Source organism: Ensifer sp. ENS06 (assembly GCF_014852205.1).
Lineage (GTDB): Bacteria > Pseudomonadota > Alphaproteobacteria > Rhizobiales > Rhizobiaceae > Ensifer > Ensifer adhaerens.
On the sequence record NZ_JACVBC010000002.1, the window covers coordinates 824,322 to 839,735 of the forward strand.

The 15,414-nt window shown below is 65.0% G+C and carries 11 protein-coding genes and 1 pseudogene; 6 read left to right on the forward strand and 6 right to left on the reverse strand.

From position 1 onward, the window contains the following. Positions 1-208 precede the first annotated feature (208 nt). The 5 genes from IB279_RS13185 to IB279_RS13205 all read right to left on the reverse strand — a co-directional run bounded on the left by IB279_RS13185 (position 209) and on the right by IB279_RS13205 (position 5,921). Positions 209-538, reverse strand: a complete 330-nt coding sequence (locus IB279_RS13185) for a TfoX/Sxy family protein (protein WP_192339239.1) — start codon at positions 536-538, stop codon at positions 209-211. Positions 539-551: 13 nt separating this feature from the next. Continuing rightward, on the reverse strand, positions 552-1,649 hold the full coding sequence (locus tag IB279_RS13190; protein ID WP_112771141.1) for a DUF917 domain-containing protein: 1,098 nt from the start codon (positions 1,647-1,649) through the stop codon (positions 552-554). Position 1,650: 1 nt separating this feature from the next. Then, on the reverse strand, positions 1,651-2,931 hold the full coding sequence (locus tag IB279_RS13195; RefSeq protein ID WP_112771142.1) for a Zn-dependent hydrolase: 1,281 nt from the start codon (positions 2,929-2,931) through the stop codon (positions 1,651-1,653). Positions 2,932-2,996: 65 nt separating this feature from the next. Beyond that, positions 2,997-4,364, reverse strand: coding sequence for a dihydroorotase family protein (locus tag IB279_RS13200; RefSeq protein WP_112771143.1), 1,368 nt, complete (start codon positions 4,362-4,364; stop codon positions 2,997-2,999). 18 nt (positions 4,365-4,382) lie between these two features. Further along, positions 4,383-5,921, reverse strand: coding sequence for an aromatic amino acid ammonia-lyase (locus tag IB279_RS13205; RefSeq protein ID WP_034792145.1), 1,539 nt, complete (start codon positions 5,919-5,921; stop codon positions 4,383-4,385). A gap of 209 nt (positions 5,922-6,130) precedes the next feature. Between IB279_RS13205 and IB279_RS13210 the strand changes: the two genes are divergently transcribed. After that, positions 6,131-7,354 carry a LysR family transcriptional regulator gene (locus IB279_RS13210; protein ID WP_112771144.1) on the forward strand — a complete coding sequence of 408 codons (1,224 nt, stop codon included), beginning with the start codon at positions 6,131-6,133 and terminating at the stop codon, positions 7,352-7,354. A gap of 45 nt (positions 7,355-7,399) precedes the next feature. Here the strand turns inward: IB279_RS13210 and IB279_RS13215 are convergent. Beyond that, positions 7,400-8,511: pseudogene (locus IB279_RS13215) on the reverse strand (GlxA family transcriptional regulator). Here IB279_RS13215 and IB279_RS13220 point away from each other — a divergent pair. The 5 genes from IB279_RS13220 (at position 8,480) to IB279_RS13240 (ending at position 15,045) form a co-directional block, all read left to right on the forward strand. Next, complete coding sequence (locus IB279_RS13220; RefSeq protein WP_029742619.1) at positions 8,480-9,382, forward strand: 3-keto-5-aminohexanoate cleavage protein; 903 nt, start codon at positions 8,480-8,482, stop codon at positions 9,380-9,382. The pseudogene IB279_RS13215 and the gene IB279_RS13220 sit on opposite strands and share 32 nt — an antisense overlap. A gap of 16 nt (positions 9,383-9,398) precedes the next feature. Then, positions 9,399-10,892 (forward strand): carnitine 3-dehydrogenase, encoded by a 1,494-nt coding sequence (locus tag IB279_RS13225; RefSeq protein ID WP_192339240.1) that lies wholly within the window; start codon positions 9,399-9,401, stop codon positions 10,890-10,892. A gap of 139 nt (positions 10,893-11,031) precedes the next feature. Beyond that, positions 11,032-12,192: an acyl-CoA dehydrogenase family protein gene (locus IB279_RS13230; protein ID WP_112771147.1), complete on the forward strand. Its 1,161-nt coding sequence runs from the start codon at positions 11,032-11,034 to the stop codon at positions 12,190-12,192. A gap of 7 nt (positions 12,193-12,199) precedes the next feature. Then, the gene (locus IB279_RS13235; RefSeq protein ID WP_112771148.1) at positions 12,200-14,257 is read left to right on the forward strand and encodes an acetate--CoA ligase family protein; all 2,058 of its coding nucleotides are present in this window, start codon (positions 12,200-12,202) and stop codon (positions 14,255-14,257) included. Positions 14,258-14,262: 5 nt separating this feature from the next. Further along, positions 14,263-15,045: a carnitinyl-CoA dehydratase gene (locus tag IB279_RS13240; protein WP_029742615.1), complete on the forward strand. Its 783-nt coding sequence runs from the start codon at positions 14,263-14,265 to the stop codon at positions 15,043-15,045. The last annotated feature ends 369 nt before the right edge of the window (positions 15,046-15,414 follow it).

The following is a 15,414-nucleotide window of genomic DNA, read 5'->3' on the forward strand; positions in this document are numbered from 1 at the left end:
TGTCTTGTCGGCGGGGTGGTTGCCCCACGCATTCATGGCGACGGGAGGTCGCTGCCTCTCGTTTATGGCGGGGGCAGATCCCTGCTCCCTTGCATTCGTGGCACGCGCAAGTCGCCGCCTCTCATGCTTGTGGCGACGGGTGGTGACGGCCCGACACGCACTGGCGAGAGCGGCCAATGAGGCTCGCCGCCGAGGCAGCGAACCTCATTCACTTCGGCGGCAGCGTCTCGACGAACGCGATCGCCCCATCCAGCAACCGCCGGCGCAGCGCATCATCGCCATAGGCATCCGCCCCTGCGCGCACCCAGCCATGCATCGCCCGTCCGTTCATCACCATCAGCTCGATATCCGGCAACGCCAACGCCCAGCCGTCATTGCCCTTGCCGAGGCGCACGAGCAGAGAGCCCTTGCGCGCGCCAAGTAGCAGGTTGCCTTGAAGCAGATAGGCCCAGCCGCCGAACATGGCCTTTTCCGAAAGCCCGGCGCGGTCACCGAGCTCTTCGCGGATTAGTTCCTCTAGCCCTGCATCGCGCGCCATCACCCTGCTCCCGTCAGCTACGGCCGGAAAGCGCGTAGCGGGCGAGCTCGATGCCCATCGCCTTTTCAACCGATGGATAGACCGTCGGGTCGAGCACGCTGGAGGACAGCGGGATCACCGTCTTCGGCACATGCAGCACGAAGATCCTCATGCCCACCTGCAGCTGGCCGACACTCAAAGGCTCGCCCTCCCGCGACAGCGTGGTGATGACGTCGGGGAAGGTCCCAAGCCGCGTGCCTTCCGCAGAGTCAACCGCCATATACTCGTTCATCACGTGCAATACCGTTGAGTCAGCGCCCTTCCCCAGCGTCACCGTGCCGATGTCGAAGGCTTCCTTGGTATAGACGACCGATTTGTCGGTGATCGTGCCCTCGGCGAGGATCGCGCCATTGGTCGACTTGACGATCGCGTCGATCACTGCGCTGCCGCCCTTGGCTTCCGCCGCGATGATCGCCTCGCCGAGCGCCAGCGCCAGCGAGATGCCGCCCAGCGCCGCATTGGCTTTCACATAGGATGCCCTGACCGGATTGCGGCAGGAGGCAATGAAGCCGCCGGACATGTCGGAGGCGGTGCGCAAGACCGGCGAGACCTTGGCCGTGGCGCCGCGCACCACCAGCTCGATGTAGCGGTTTTCCTCGCGGTTTCCCCCGACCGCCGTCTGGATCATCGGCTCGGGCGAGCCGGCAAGGCCGATCGAGCCCATGTCACCGGTCGGGTGCGCGCGGATGTCGCCGACCGCGTCCACCACCTTGGTGCCGAGGATCGCCGACGGCAGCCAGCCGTTCAGCGTCGAGGACTTGCCGTTCTGGCCGATGATGAGCCCCGAGAGCTTCTCGCCGAGCGCCTCCTGCAACAGCTGCACGGCCTTGACGTAATCGACCCCACGCATCTCCCAAGGTGTGGTCGAGGCCGGTGCACCGATCGCGGCGGCCGTAGCCACCCAGTCCTGTGCCTCGAGTTCGTCGATCGAGACGAGCTCGGGTTTGCCGATCGAGACCGCTGCATAGCCGAGCATACGACCATGATCGGCCCAGCCGCCGCCCCCGGCGGCATAGACGGAACCGCCCTTGACCGCTGCCTCGACATCCTTTTCCTTCAGTATCCGGCCCATCTCACACCTTCTCCTGCAATTTCTTGTCGAGTCGCTTCACCGCATCGAAGAGAACGGCCGCGCCGAGCGCGATATCGTCGTTTTCGGCCCATTCCTCCGGCGCATGCGAGCGCCCGCCGAGGCAGGGAATGAAGATCATCGCCGAACGGGTGATGCGTCCCATCCAGGCGGTGTCGTGACCGGCGCCGGAGGCCATGCGCCGATGCTTGGCGCCGATCGCATCGCAGCTTTCTTCGAGCGTTGAAAGCAGGAGCGGATCGCCCGGCGTCGGGTGGTTGTCCGAGATCACATTGGCGGGCGGGATCGTCACGCCCGATGCCTCGGCGACACCCTGGCAAAGGGAGCCGAGCGTTGCCAGGAACCGCTCCATTTGCGGCCGCAGCTCGGCACGCGCATCGATCAGCAGCCGGACGCGAGACGGCACCACATTGGCTGCATTCGGCTCGATCGAGAATTCACCGACGGTCGCGGTGAAATGCCCGTCGCCGTGAGAAAATTCCGTCGCCAGCCGCTCGATCTCCAGCACCAGATGCGAGGCGGCAACCAGCGCATCGCGCCGGTGCCCCATCGGCGTCGTACCGGCATGGTCCGCCTGGCCCTCGACGATGATCTCGATGCGGGTGATGCCCGAGATGGCGGTAACCACCCCGACATCGAGCCGCCCAGTCTCCAGTATGGGCCCCTGTTCGATGTGCAGTTCGAGGAAGGCCTTGATGTCGGAGCGTTTCGAGCCGGAAAGCCTGGAGGGGTCACCGCCCACCTCGACGATACCCTGCCTGAGGCTCAGATCCCCTTGCGTGCGGCTGAGCCACCCATCGGGCAGCACGCCCGCCATGCCGCGGCTGCCGACGCAGGAAACGCCGAAGATCGACACTTCCTCGGCCAGGAAATCAACGATCTCCAGATCGTGGTCGAGGTCGATGCCGTTGTCAGAAAGCGCGCGCGCCACTTCAAGCGCCGCCGCCACGCCGGCGATGCCATCGAAGCGGCCGCCATCCGGCACCGTGTCGGAATGGGAGCCGAGCAGGATGGTGCCGAGCGCCGACTTTTTCCCCTTGCGCCGGCCGATCAGGTTACCGGCGGCGTCGATGCGGGTTTCAAGCCCGGCCGCGCGAAAACGCCGGTCGAGAAAGGCCCGGCCTTCGAGGAACAGCGGCGTGAAGGCGCGGCGTGTGTAGGGCCGGTCCGGCTCGGTGATACCAGCCAGGCCGTTGACGATGCCGGCAATCCGGCTGGCACTGACGGGCAGATTGGCCGGAACTTTGTGGGCGGTCTTGCTCATCACATTTCCTACATCTCGATGCCGGATGCGAGCGGAAAATCGCACGCACTTTTCCGCATCCCGCTTTACAGAGCCAAAGTGGCGAGCGGCCGGACAAACTGTCCCGCACCCGGCTCGGCCAAAACCTGGCGACCATCGAAGGCAAGTCTGCCCCGCAGATAGGTCGCCGAAATCCGCCAGGGCAGTCGAATGCCATTATAGGGCGACCAGCCGACGACGTTGTGACCGCTCTCGGCCGCATCATAGACATAGGGCTCCGGCGTCATGACGATGATGTCGGCATCCTTTCCAGGTTCCAGCGCACCCTTCTGATGATCAAGACGGAAATGCCTGGCCGGGTTCAGCGTCATCAGCTCGGCTGCGCGCGTCAAGGGAATGCCGCGCTCCAGCGCGCCCTTGACGAAGAGCGGCACCATGACTTCGAGCCCCGGCACGCCAGATGCGTTCGCCAGCATGTCCGGATTGGTCTTGCGATCCTCAGACCAGCTGACGTGATCGGTCGAGACCATCGTCACCGTGCCGTCGGCCACGTGCCGCCAGAGCTTTTCCACCTCGGCGCGCGGCCGGATCGGCGGGTTGATCTTGGCCTTGCCGCCGAGACGGCGAACACCGTTTTCTTCGTCGAGCGTCAGGTAGTGGATGCAGCACTCGATCGTCGCTTTGTAGCCCTGGGCGCGATAGGCGGCAGCAATCTCATAGCCGCGCCCGAGTGAGCAGTGCACCACATGCGCCGGGCAGCCGGTGGCGGCACCCGTCTCGTAGATCTGGTTGGTGGCGAGCAGTTCCGTCAGCGGCGGACGCGACAGCCCATGGGCGCGGTAGTCGGTGATGCCAGCCGCCTTGACCTTGTCGATCGCGGCACGCACCGCCTCGTCATCCTCGTTGTGGACGCCGGCTGAAAGCCCGGTCGGCGCGATCGCCCGGAAGCAGTCTTCGAGAAGGGCTGCCGGAATGCGGGGAAAGCGCTTTGGATCGGTGCCGAAGGTCGAGAACTTGAAGGCGGCGACACCCGCCTCCACCATCTCGCCGATGCGCGCCGGTCCCTCCTCCGGGTCCACGGTGCCATAGAGCGCGAAGTCGATGCGCGCCTGCGGTCCCGCATGGTCGATCTTGCGGCGAAGGGCTTCGGCAGAGCAGACGAGATTGCCCTCGTCATAGGGCATGTCGACAATGGTGGTCACACCGCCGGCCGCCGCCGAACGGGTCGACCACAGGAAATCCTCCTGGTTCTTCTGCGACAGCGAATGGACCTGCGCGTCGACGGCTCCGGGCAGGATCAGCGCGTTGCCGAGATCATGCCGCTCCCGCGCGGCGGGTGCAGCCCCTTGCCCGACATGCACCACCTTGCCGTCGCGCACCGCCACGTGGCCGCCTTCGACGATCCTTTCGGGGAGAACAACGGTGCCTTTCAGAACGAGATCGAAATCGGACATGCTGCTCTCCCAATCGGATTATTTGTCGAGCGCGAAGAAGTCATCGAATTCCGGCATCGGCGCCAGAGCGACGAAGGAGCGCAACAGGTCGTGGCAGGTGAACGCATCCTGCAGCGCCTCGATCTCCTTCGAGAGCGGCCGGTCTTTGAGATACATGGGGCTGACCGAACGGGTCTGGTCATAGGCGCGCTTGACGATCCCCTGCGGCTGGTCGCCGACGAGATCGATCGCCTGGGCCGAAAGCATCGCCTCGATCGCGGCGAGCTGGCGCAGATCGCGCACCTGGGTTTCCATGCGCTCGACGATCAGCGGCAGGAAGGTCGCCTCCTCTTCGAGACCGCCGGCAACCACGATCGACTGCGCCGAAAGCGGCACGGCGAGCGACTGCACGCGCATATAGAGTTCGACCGCAAGCTTCATCAGCGGCCCGAGCCCGGTCGCGACTTCCCCCGGCGCCACCAGATTGACCGAGAGATTGCGGCGTCCGCCGTTCGACAGCAGGATGCAGCGGTTCAAAACGTTGCGCGCCGCATGGGAAAAGGCGATCTGCGCCGCCTCGATATAGAGCGTCGTCGTCAGCGGCAGCGATGCGCCGGAGGAATGGACCTGGCCGCCGATGACAACAGGGTTGTCGTCGGAGAGATAGGTCTGCTCCACCAGCCGGCCGGCGGCGACCAGCAGCGTATCGACGACCGCGCCGAAGACCTGGGCGGTCATGCGCAGGCTCAAGGGATCGTGGATCGCCGTAGGTAACGGCCAGTCGGAAATGCCGGACTGGCCATAGAGCCAGGAGCCGACCAGCGCCTCGCCGCGGGTCGAGAGCGTCGCGGCCACCCGCCACGGGTCGGCGGAGGCACCGAGCGCCTGAGACGACATGACGCCGGTGACGAGCAACACGCGGATCGCGGCCGCCGCCTCGCGCAGCACGTTTACGGCAGCGGCAAAGGAAATGGCGTTGACGCTGAGAGCCGCCAGTGCATCGCGCGGCTGCATGACGAACGGCTTGAGACCCGCCTCGGCAAGCGCCGTATCGGCCGAAACGAGGCGCCCTTGGTAATAGGCCTCGCCGACACCGGTCAGCACCGAGGCGATCTGGCCCATCAGCCCGATATCGGCGCAGCCCATGGAGCCGTGGCGGCGCACGGCCGGAATGATGTCGTGCTCGCTGAGTGCCAGAAACGCCCGGATCAGGTCCGGGCTGCAGCCGGTGTGGCCCCGCATCGCGGTGTTCACGCGGATGGCGATCGCCATGCGTACGATCGCCGGCGCAAAGAATTCGCCGGTGCCGAAATGGTGGGCCCTGACCAGCGCATTGTTGAATTCGGCGAGATCGTCGGCGGTCCAGAGCCGGTCCTTCATCGAGCCGACGCCGGTGTTGGAGCCGTAGACGGGAAGCCCCATCGCGACACGTTCGGCAACCACCTTGTGGGCGGCGGCCACCCGTTCCATGCCGCCGTCGTCGGCCACCGGTCGCGCCCTTCCCGCCCCGATATCCTCGAGCGTCGCGAAGTCCAGCGGTTTCCCGCAGAGAACGGTGGTTTTGACCTGATACAGCATGCCGATAAATATCCTTCCGCGCCGAGCGCGCTTCGGTTTCGAAACGGTGCGCGGATGCTCTGATGTCTCGCACCCGACGCTCGAAAACGCCGGGGTGCTTCATGCATGCTATGCGCTTATCGCGCATCCATGCTATATCCCAAATCCGGAACGGGTGATGCATATTTCAGAACGCACCTGGTGAAGGTGCCACGTCCGGGGTCATTGGAATGGATATGGCGACGATCGCGTTGGTCGATGCGGTGCTTCGTGAAGGTGGCGTTCGCCGCGCCGCAACTCGCTGCGGCCGGGCGCCGTCGAGCGTGAGCGCCGCGGTCAAGCGCTTCGAGCAGGCGATCTCCATGCCGCTTTTCCGTCGGGAAGAAACAGCGCTGGTGGTGACGCTCGAAGCGCGCGCGCGCGCCGTCGACGTCGAAGAGGCAACCGGCAAGATCACCGCCATCCTGGAAGGCGTCGGACGGGAGACGACCGCCCCCGTGCCGCCGATCGGCCTCGTCGCGCTCGACCGCTTCGTGCGCATCGCCCGCTCCGGCAGCATCCGTGCCACGGCAAAGGCGCTCGGCCTCGGCCAGCCGCAACTGACGCGGCAGATGGCGGATCTCGAACGCCATCTCGGCACCAGGCTGTTCGAACGCTCCCATGGCGGGGTCCTCTGTACGCCAACCGCGGAGCGGATCATTCCGCTCAGCGAGGCCCTGCTCGATATCTGGGCGCGGCTGACCCACGCCTCTGCCGACCGCTTTCGCCGCGACGTCGCCACCTGGCGGCTCGGCGCCGTCATGCCGCTTGGTCCGGAAAGCGAGATCGCCCGCATGCTGGCGGCCCTGACGGCAAACTGGCACCGCGCCCGCCCGCGCCAACCACTGTTCATTTCCAGCACCACGGCCGACGAACTGCTCGTCGGCCTTCGCAGCCGACGGTTCGATGCCGCGCTGCTCGATGTCGCCGAGATCCCGGCCGACTGCGACGGCCGGCTGGTGTCGCAGACGCCGCTGGTGCTGGCGGGGCCAGCCTCCGCCCTTTCGGAACTGGGCGGCAACCTGCCCCGGCTGCTCGCCGCCTGCCCGATCGCGGTGCCGAGCGTCCGGAGCGGCCTTCGCCGCGAGGCCGCGCGCTTCCTCGACGACACGCTTGATGAAGCCGAACGGCGGCGCATCACCCTCGTCGAGGTCGATTCCATCCCCGTCATCATCAACCTCGTTCGCCAGCACGGCTATCTCTCGGTGCTGCCGCAATCCTCGCTCGCCCGCGTGCATCGCCCGCCAGCCATGATCCGGCTCGGCCCCGCCTATCGGCAGTCGCTGACACTCGTCTGGCCGCGCGGCGCCTTCGCCGCCGAGATCGGCGAGTTGATGATTTCGATGATGAAGATGAGCGCCGAGACGAGATCGCCGGCGGAATCAGTTCCTGATCATCGGCCGCCAAACGCCTGAAACGACTCTGAAATTCCCGCTTGAATCGATACTTGAAGTGCGCGCTCAGCTCTTCAGCTTCAGCCGCCTGCGCGTTTCGCTCGGGCTTTCGCGGTAGTGCGCCCTGTAGCTGCGCGAGAAAGAAGACGACGAGTTGAAGCCGGAGATCGCGGCAATGTCGGCAAATTCCATCCGCGTCTCGATCACCTTGCGCCGCGCCGCATTGAGACGAAGCGCCAGGTAGTGCTCGTGCGGCGCAACGCCCATCGTGTCGCGAAAGAGATCTTGCAGATGCCGGGTGCTGACGCCGATGCGGCGGGCGAGCCTGGCGAGCGTCAAGGGCGCTTCCACCGTTTCCTCCATCAGCTTGACGGCGGCACCGACGCGTGGATCGAGAATGCGCATGTTGCCGATCGTCGGCATCTGCAGGAGATCGCCGCGGGTGCGCTCCTGCTCGTAGATGAAGAGGCGGGAGACTTCGAGTGCCAGCGAATAGCCATGCGCCCGGCGGATCAGCTCCAGCATCAGGTCGAGCGTCGGCAACGAGCCACCGGTCGTGATGCGCTTGCCGTCGATGACGAAGCGCTCGCGCACCATCGTCACCTGCGGGTAGGCGGCGGTGAAATCCTCGAAATCCTCCCAGTGGGTCGTCGCCTTGAAATTGTCGAGCAGGCTGGTCTCGGCAAGCAGCCAGGAGCCGGATTCGATGCCGGCCATCAGCTCGCGGTGCCGCGCGGTCTGCGAGAGCAGCATCTTTAGCTGCGAAGTGGCGCTGCGCTGCCAGTTGTAGCTCGAGAGGATGAAAAGCGGCGACGTCTCGCGCTGCGGCCGGAAGATACCGGAGACCGGAATGGGGATGCCGCTCTTCGTTTCGATCGGCGCACCGTCGGGGCTGAAGATCGTCCAGTCGTAGAGCGGGCGGCCGGCAATGCGGTTGGCGGCACGCATCGGCTCGATGACTGAGGCAACGAGGATCAGATTGGTCTCCGGCAGCACCAGGACATCGACGTGCTGCACCTGCGAAACGTTCTGATCCATGCCCAAACTTCTCCACTCTGTCGCCGATAATGTATAGAATGAAGCCGATAATGAAAAGCAACGCGGTCTTTCTTGGCTCGTAATGGGCGCAATAAAAGGGAGACAGCAATGCCGCTCAGCATGAACCGCGAGGTATTCATCACCTGTGCCGTCACCGGCTCGGGAGACACCGTTTCAAAGTCCAGCCACGTGCCGATCACGCCGAAACAAATCGCCGAAGCGGCGGTCGAGGCGGCCAAGGCCGGCGCTGCCGTGGTCCACTGCCACGTCCGCGATCCGGAGACCGGCGCGCCGGCCCGCAGGCTCGATCTCTACAGGGAAGTGACTGACCGTATCCGCTCTGCCGATGTCGACATGGTGCTGAACCTGACCGCCGGCATGGGCGGGGACCTGATCTTCGGCAATGTCGAAAGCCCGCTCCCGCTCAGCGAGAAAGGCACCGACATGGCCGGTGCCACCGAGCGCGTCGCCCACGTGGCCGAATGTCTGCCGGAAATCTGCACGCTCGACTGTGGCACCATGAACTTTTCGCTCGGCGACTACGTCATGACCAACACGCCGTCGATGCTGCGCGAGATGGCCCGTCAGATGACCGCACTCGGCGTGCGCCCGGAGATCGAGGCCTTCGACACCGGCCACCTCTGGTTCGCCAAGCAACTCGTCGAGGAAGGCCTGATCGAGGATCCGGTGCTGATCCAGCTCTGCATGGGCATTCCGTGGGGCGCGCCCGACGACCTCAACACCTTCATGGCCATGGTCAACAACGTGCCCGCCAACTGGACCTTCTCCGCCTTCTCTATCGGCCGCAACGCGCTCGCCTATCCGGCCGCAGCCATCCTTGCCGGCGGCAACGTCCGCGTCGGCCTCGAAGACAACCTCTATATCGGCAAGGGCCAGCTCGCCACCAACGGTCAGCTCGTCGAAAAGGCGGTTGGCGTCATCGAGGGCATGGGCGCCAAGATCATCGGACCGAAAGAGGTCCGCGAGAAACTGAAGCTGACGAAGCGCTGAGCAAGGACTGGACACCATGAGATTTATCACCAAAGCAGCCTGCGTCGGCGGCGGCGTCATCGGCGGCGCCTGGGTGGCGCGCTTTGCGCTTGCCGGCATCGACGTAAAAATCTTCGACCCGCATCCGGAAGCCGAGCGCATCATCGGCGAAGTCATGGCCAATGCCGAGCGCGCCTATGCCATGCTGACCATGGCGCCGTTGCCGCCGAAGGGAAAACTCACCTTCTGCAAGAGCATCGAGGAAGCGGTCGAAGGTGCTGACTGGATTCAGGAAAGCGTGCCGGAGCGGCTGGAACTGAAGCGCGGCGTGATCACCAAGATCGATGCCGCCGCAAGGCCCGATGCGCTGATCGGGTCCTCCACCTCAGGCCTTTTGCCCTCCGACCTGCAGTCCGAGATGCACCACCCCGAGCGCATGTTCGTGGCGCATCCCTACAACCCCGTCTACCTTTTGCCGCTCGTCGAGCTCGTCGGCGGCAAGAAGACGTCGAAGGCGACGATCGAGCGCGCCATGCAGGGCGTCGAGCAGATCGGCATGAAGGGCGTCGTCATCGCCAAGGAGATCGAGGCCTTCGTCGGCGACCGCCTGCTCGAGGCGCTCTGGCGCGAGGCGCTCTGGCTGATCCAGGACGACATCTGCGATACCGAAACGCTCGACAACGTCATGCGTTATTCCTTCGGCATGCGCTGGGCGCAGATGGGCCTGTTCGAGACCTACCGCATCGCCGGCGGCGAGGCCGGCATGCGCCACTTCCTCGCCCAGTTCGGCCCCTGCCTGAAATGGCCCTGGACGAAGTTCACCGACGTCGTCGACCTCGACGATGCGTTGGTCGAAAAGATCGGCGCCCAGTCGGACGCACAGGCCGCCGGTCGCTCGATCCGCGAGCTCGAACGCATCCGCGACGAAAACCTCGTCGGCATCATGCATGCGCTGAAATCCGGTAACGGCGGCGAAGGCTGGGGTGCGGGCAAGCTACTTGCCGATTTCGAGGCCAAGCTCTGGGCCAACGCCCGGAAGCCGGAAGCCGACCTCGGCGACGTCAAGCCGCTGCGCATCCTCGACACCAAGGTCAGCGCCGCCTGGGTCGATTACAACGGCCACATGACCGAGCACCGTTATCTCCAGGTTTTCGGCGACACCTCCGACGGCGTGCTGCGCCTGATCGGCGTCGACCTCGACTATGTCCGCGACGGTCACAGCTACTACACGGTCGAGACCCATATCCGGAACCTTGGCGAAGCCAAGCTCGGCGAGGCGCTCTACTCGACCTGCCAGATCCTGTCGTCGGACGAAAAGCGTCTGCACATCTTTTCGACGATCTACAACGCCGCAACCAACGAGGCCGTCGCCACCGCCGAACAGATGATGCTGCATGTCGACAGCAAGGCCGGCAAGGCGGTCGCGGCACCCGAGGCGGTGCTGAGCAAGCTCCGCGCAATCACTGAAGCCCACGCGCAACTGCAGACGCCCGATGGTGCCGGACGCTTCGTCGGCCAGAAGCGCGCCTGACCGCAACAGCGGCAGGCCAGCAACAACAGGCAGCTTCGCCTTCCGGCGGAGCCGCAAACCGCAGCCGAAGGACGCTTGAGGAGGCGGCCATCGTTTGCGGCACCGACGTCAGCGGCGCGAAAACGAGGGGAACAACACAATGAATTTCGCACTGACCGAAGAACAGCAGATGATCGTCGATACGGTCAGGAGCTTCGTCGAAACGGAAATCTATCCGCATGAGGACGAGGTCGAGCGCACCGGCGTAGTGCCGCGCGAACTCGGTCAGGAGATCGCCCGCAAATGCAAGGAGATCGGCTTCTTCGGCTGTAATTTCCCGGAGGAAGTCGGCGGCGCCGGTCTCGATCACACCTCCTTCACCCTGGTCGAGCGCGAGCTTGGCCGCGGCTCCATGGGCCTGACCGTCTTCTTCGGTCGCCCCTCTGGCATCCTGATGGCCTGCAACGCCGAGCAGCGCGAAAAGTACCTGCTGCCGGCCGTCAAAGGTGACAAGTTCGATGCGCTTGCGATGACCGAGCCGGACGCCGGCTCGGACGTGCGCGGCATGAAGTGCTTTGCCCGCAAGGACGGCGACGACTGGATCGTCAACGGCACGAAGCATTTCATCAGCCACGCCGACATCGCCGATTTCGTCATCGTCTTCATCGCGACCGGCGAAGAGGATACGCCGCGCGGCCCGAAGAAGAAGATCACCTGCTTTCTCGTCGATCGCGACACGCCCGGCTTCGAGATCCGCAAGGGCTACAATTCCGTGTCGCACCGCGGCTACAACAACTGTGTCCTGACCTTCGACGATTGCCGCCTGCCCTCCGCTCAGATACTCGGCGAGGTGCACAAGGGTTTCGACGTTGCCAACGACTGGCTGTTCGCCACCCGCCTGACGGTGGCGGCGACTTCGGTCGGCCGTGCCCGTCGCGCCTTCGACTATGCGCTGAATTACGCCGCCGAACGCAAGCAGTTCGGCAAGCCGATCGGTGCCAACCAGGGCGTCTCCTTCAAGCTCGCCGACATGATCACCGAGATCGACGCCGCCGACCTCCTGACCCTTTCGGCCGCCTGGCGGCTCGATAACGGCCTGCCCTCGAACCGCGAGATTGCCTCGGCCAAGGTTTTTGCCACCGAGATGCTCGCCCGCGTCACCGACGAGGCGATCCAGATCTTCGGCGGCATGGGCCTGATGGACGACCTGCCGCTCGCCCGCTTCTGGCGCGACGCCCGCGTCGAACGCATCTGGGACGGCACGTCTGAAATCCAGCGCCACATCATCAGCCGCGACCTGCTGCGGCCGCTGGGAGCGTGATCGGCCGATGATACGCTCCCTCGACCGCCTCATCCGCCCGCGCACCATCGCCGTCTTCGGCGGCAAGGAAGCGCGGCGTGTCATCGAGCAATGCGACAAGATGGGCTTTACCGGTGAGATCTGGCCGGTGCACCCGCGCGAAGCCGAAATCCTCGGCCGCAAGTGCTATCGCTCGGTGGCAGAACTGCCAGGCGCACCGGATGCCTCCTTCGTCGGCGTCAACCGGCAGCTGACGATCGATATCATCCGCGATCTTGCAAGCCGCGGCGCCGGCGGCGCCGTCTGCTACGCCTCCGGCTTTCGCGAGGCGGCAAGCGAGCTTGACGACGGCAACGACATGCAGGAGGCGCTGGTGGCGGCTGCCGGCGACATGCCGATCGTCGGGCCGAATTGCTACGGCTTCATCAACATGCTCGATGGCGCCCTGCTCTGGCCGGACCAGCACGGCATGCAACGCGTCGAAAAAGGCGTCGCGATCCTGACGCAGTCCTCCAACATCGCCTGCAACATTTCGATGCAGACGCGCGGTCTGCCGCTTGCCTATGTCATGACCGCCGGCAACCAGGCGCAGACGGGCCTCTCCGACATCGCCTGCGCCGTGCTCGAAGACCCGCGCGTCACCGCCGTCGGCCTGCATATCGAGGGTTTCGACAGCGTTGTTGCCCTCGAGCGGCTGGCGACGCGCGCGCGCGAACTCGGCAAACCGGTCGTGACGCTGAAGGTCGGCAAGTCGGAAGCGGCACAGCTTGCGACGGTGTCGCACACCGCATCGCTTGCCGGCAACGACCGCGTCTCCTCGGCGCTTCTTGCCCGCCTCGGCATCGGCCGCGTCGACACGTTGCCGGCGCTCTTGGAAACGCTGAAGCTGCTGCATGTGGCGGGCCCACTCGAGAGCAACGACATCTCCTCGATGAGCTGCTCCGGCGGCGAGGCCTCGCTGATGGCGGATGCCGGCGAGCGCTACCGGGTCAATTACCGGCCCTTGCGCGACGAGCAGAAGAAGCCGCTGAAGGATGCGCTCGGCGAGATGGTGACGATCGCCAACCCGCTTGACTACCACACCTTCGTCTGGGGCAACCGCGAGAAGCAGACCACCGCCTTTACCGCCATGATGAAGGGCGGCTACGCGATCAATCTGCTCGTGCTCGACTTCCCGCGCCTTGACCGCTGCGACCCGGCAGACTGGGAAACCACCTGCCATGCGGTGATCGACGCGGCCCGGGCAACGGGTGCCCGCGCCGGCATCGTCGCCAGCCTTGGCGAAAACATGCCGGAAGCCACCGCCCTCTTCCTGATGAAGGCGGGCGTCGTGCCCTTCTTCGGCATCGAGGAAGCACTGGCAGCCATCGAGACGGCTGCCGAGATCGGCACCGCCTGGGCCAAGCCCGTCCCGCCCCGCCTGCACGATGGCCGTGTCGCCGCTGCCGGTGAAGCCATCACGCTCAGCGAACACGAGGCCAAGGTGGAGCTTGCTGCCGCCGGCCTGACCGTGCCGAAGGGCAAGACCGCAGCAACCGCCGAAGAAGCCGCAGACGCTGCCGAAGCGCTCGGTTTCCCGGTCGTGCTGAAAGGCCTCGGCGTCGCCCACAAGACCGAAGCGGGTGCCGTGAAGCTCAACCTTGCGAGCCGCGCGGACGTCCTTGCGGCGGCCAAGGCCATGGCCGCCGTCACCTCCGGGTACCTTGTCGAGAAGATGGTGGCGAAACCGGTCGCCGAGCTCATTATCGGCGCCATGCGCGACCCCGTCGCCGGCCCGGTTTTGACGATCGGTGCCGGCGGCATCCTCGTGGAACTGCTCGATGATTCCGCCATCCTGACGCTGCCGACGACGCCGGAAGCGATCGGGGAAGCAATCGGCGGGCTGAAGATCCGCAAGCTGCTCGACGGCTATCGCGGCGCGCCTGCTGCCGATTACGCCGCTTTAACCGCGGCTGTCGCGGCAGCGGCATCCTATGTCGTTGCAAACGCTTCGAAACTCGAAGAACTGGATATCAATCCATTGATGGTGTTGCCGAACGGTCAGGGTGCCGTTGCCGCCGACGCTCTCATTCGCCGGAGGAACTGACCCTGATGACCGGACCTATCCTCACACGCCGCGAAGGCGGTATTCTGGAAGTCACGATCGACCGGCCGAAGGCGAACGCCATCGACCTGAAAACCAGCCGGGTCATGGGCGAGATCTTCCGCGACTTCCGCGACGACGACAGCCTACGTGTTGCGATCATCACCGGCGCCGGTGAAAAATTCTTCTGTCCGGGATGGGACCTGAAGGCTGCTGCCGACGGTGACGCGGTCGATGGTGACTATGGCGTCGGCGGCTTCGGCGGCATGCAGGAACTGCGCGATCTCAACAAGCCGATCATCGCCGCGATCAACGGCATCTGCTGTGGCGGCGGCCTCGAGATCGCGCTTTCGACCGACCTGATCCTTGCCGCCGAACACGCGACCTTCGCGTTGCCCGAAATCCGCTCCGGCACCGTTGCCGATGCTGCCTCGATCAAGCTGCCGAAGCGCATCCCCTATCACATCGCCATGGACATGCTTCTGACCGGCCGCTGGCTCGACGTGCAGGAAGCCCACCGCTGGGGCTTCGTCAACGAGATCCTGCCGGCGGGCAAACTGATGGAGCGCGCCTGGGAGCTCGCCCGCCTGCTCGAAAGCGGCCCGCCGCTGGTCTATGCGGCGATCAAGGAAGTGGTCCGCGCCGCCGAGGGCGAAGCCTTCCAGACGACCATGAACAAGATCACCCAGCGGCAGTTCAAGACTGTCGATATTCTCTATTCGAGCGAAGACCAGCTGGAGGGCGCGCGCGCCTTCGCGGAGAAGCGCGACCCCGTGTGGAAGGGTCGCTGAGACCGAACGAGAATGCGTGCGGTTTCCGCCCGCAACGCGCTTCGAACAGCACCGCCGACCCTTGGCGGCGTAGGCAACAGAGCCGGATGACCGGCACCGGAACGTGACGAGACGCGCGGGCAACATCGCGCGCCATTAAACACGTGTCCATAAGCCGCGCTTATGGAAATAAATTGTAATTTAGGGCGTTACAACAAGAGTTCCAGCGATTACGCTTATCGATCTGAACGAAGGACGCCCGGCCAGAAGGAAGGAGAGACAAGAACCCGGAAGAAAACAAGCGGCCCTCCGGCCCAGTCCGAAGCCATCGATACAATGGCTGTACGCAGCAATCTCTACCAACCACAACGAACGGCGAATGCCGACGAG

Coding starts and splice junctions, on each gene's coding strand:
- IB279_RS13190 (WP_112771141.1), bottom strand. CDS start 1,649: ATGGGCCGGATACTGAAGGAAAAGGATGTCGAGGCAGCGGTCAAGGGC.
- IB279_RS13205 (WP_034792145.1), bottom strand. CDS start 5,921: ATGCTGTATCAGGTCAAAACCACCGTTCTCTGCGGGAAACCGCTGGAC.
- IB279_RS13230 (WP_112771147.1), top strand. CDS start 11,032: ATGAATTTCGCACTGACCGAAGAACAGCAGATGATCGTCGATACGGTC.
- IB279_RS13225 (WP_192339240.1), top strand. CDS start 9,399: ATGAGATTTATCACCAAAGCAGCCTGCGTCGGCGGCGGCGTCATCGGC.
- IB279_RS13235 (WP_112771148.1), top strand. CDS start 12,200: ATGATACGCTCCCTCGACCGCCTCATCCGCCCGCGCACCATCGCCGTC.
- IB279_RS13200 (WP_112771143.1), bottom strand. CDS start 4,364: ATGTCCGATTTCGATCTCGTTCTGAAAGGCACCGTTGTTCTCCCCGAA.
- IB279_RS13240 (WP_029742615.1), top strand. CDS start 14,263: ATGACCGGACCTATCCTCACACGCCGCGAAGGCGGTATTCTGGAAGTC.
- IB279_RS13195 (WP_112771142.1), bottom strand. CDS start 2,931: ATGAGCAAGACCGCCCACAAAGTTCCGGCCAATCTGCCCGTCAGTGCC.
- IB279_RS13210 (WP_112771144.1), top strand. CDS start 6,131: ATGGATATGGCGACGATCGCGTTGGTCGATGCGGTGCTTCGTGAAGGT.
- IB279_RS13220 (WP_029742619.1), top strand. CDS start 8,480: ATGCCGCTCAGCATGAACCGCGAGGTATTCATCACCTGTGCCGTCACC.
- IB279_RS13185 (WP_192339239.1), bottom strand. CDS start 538: ATGGCGCGCGATGCAGGGCTAGAGGAACTAATCCGCGAAGAGCTCGGT.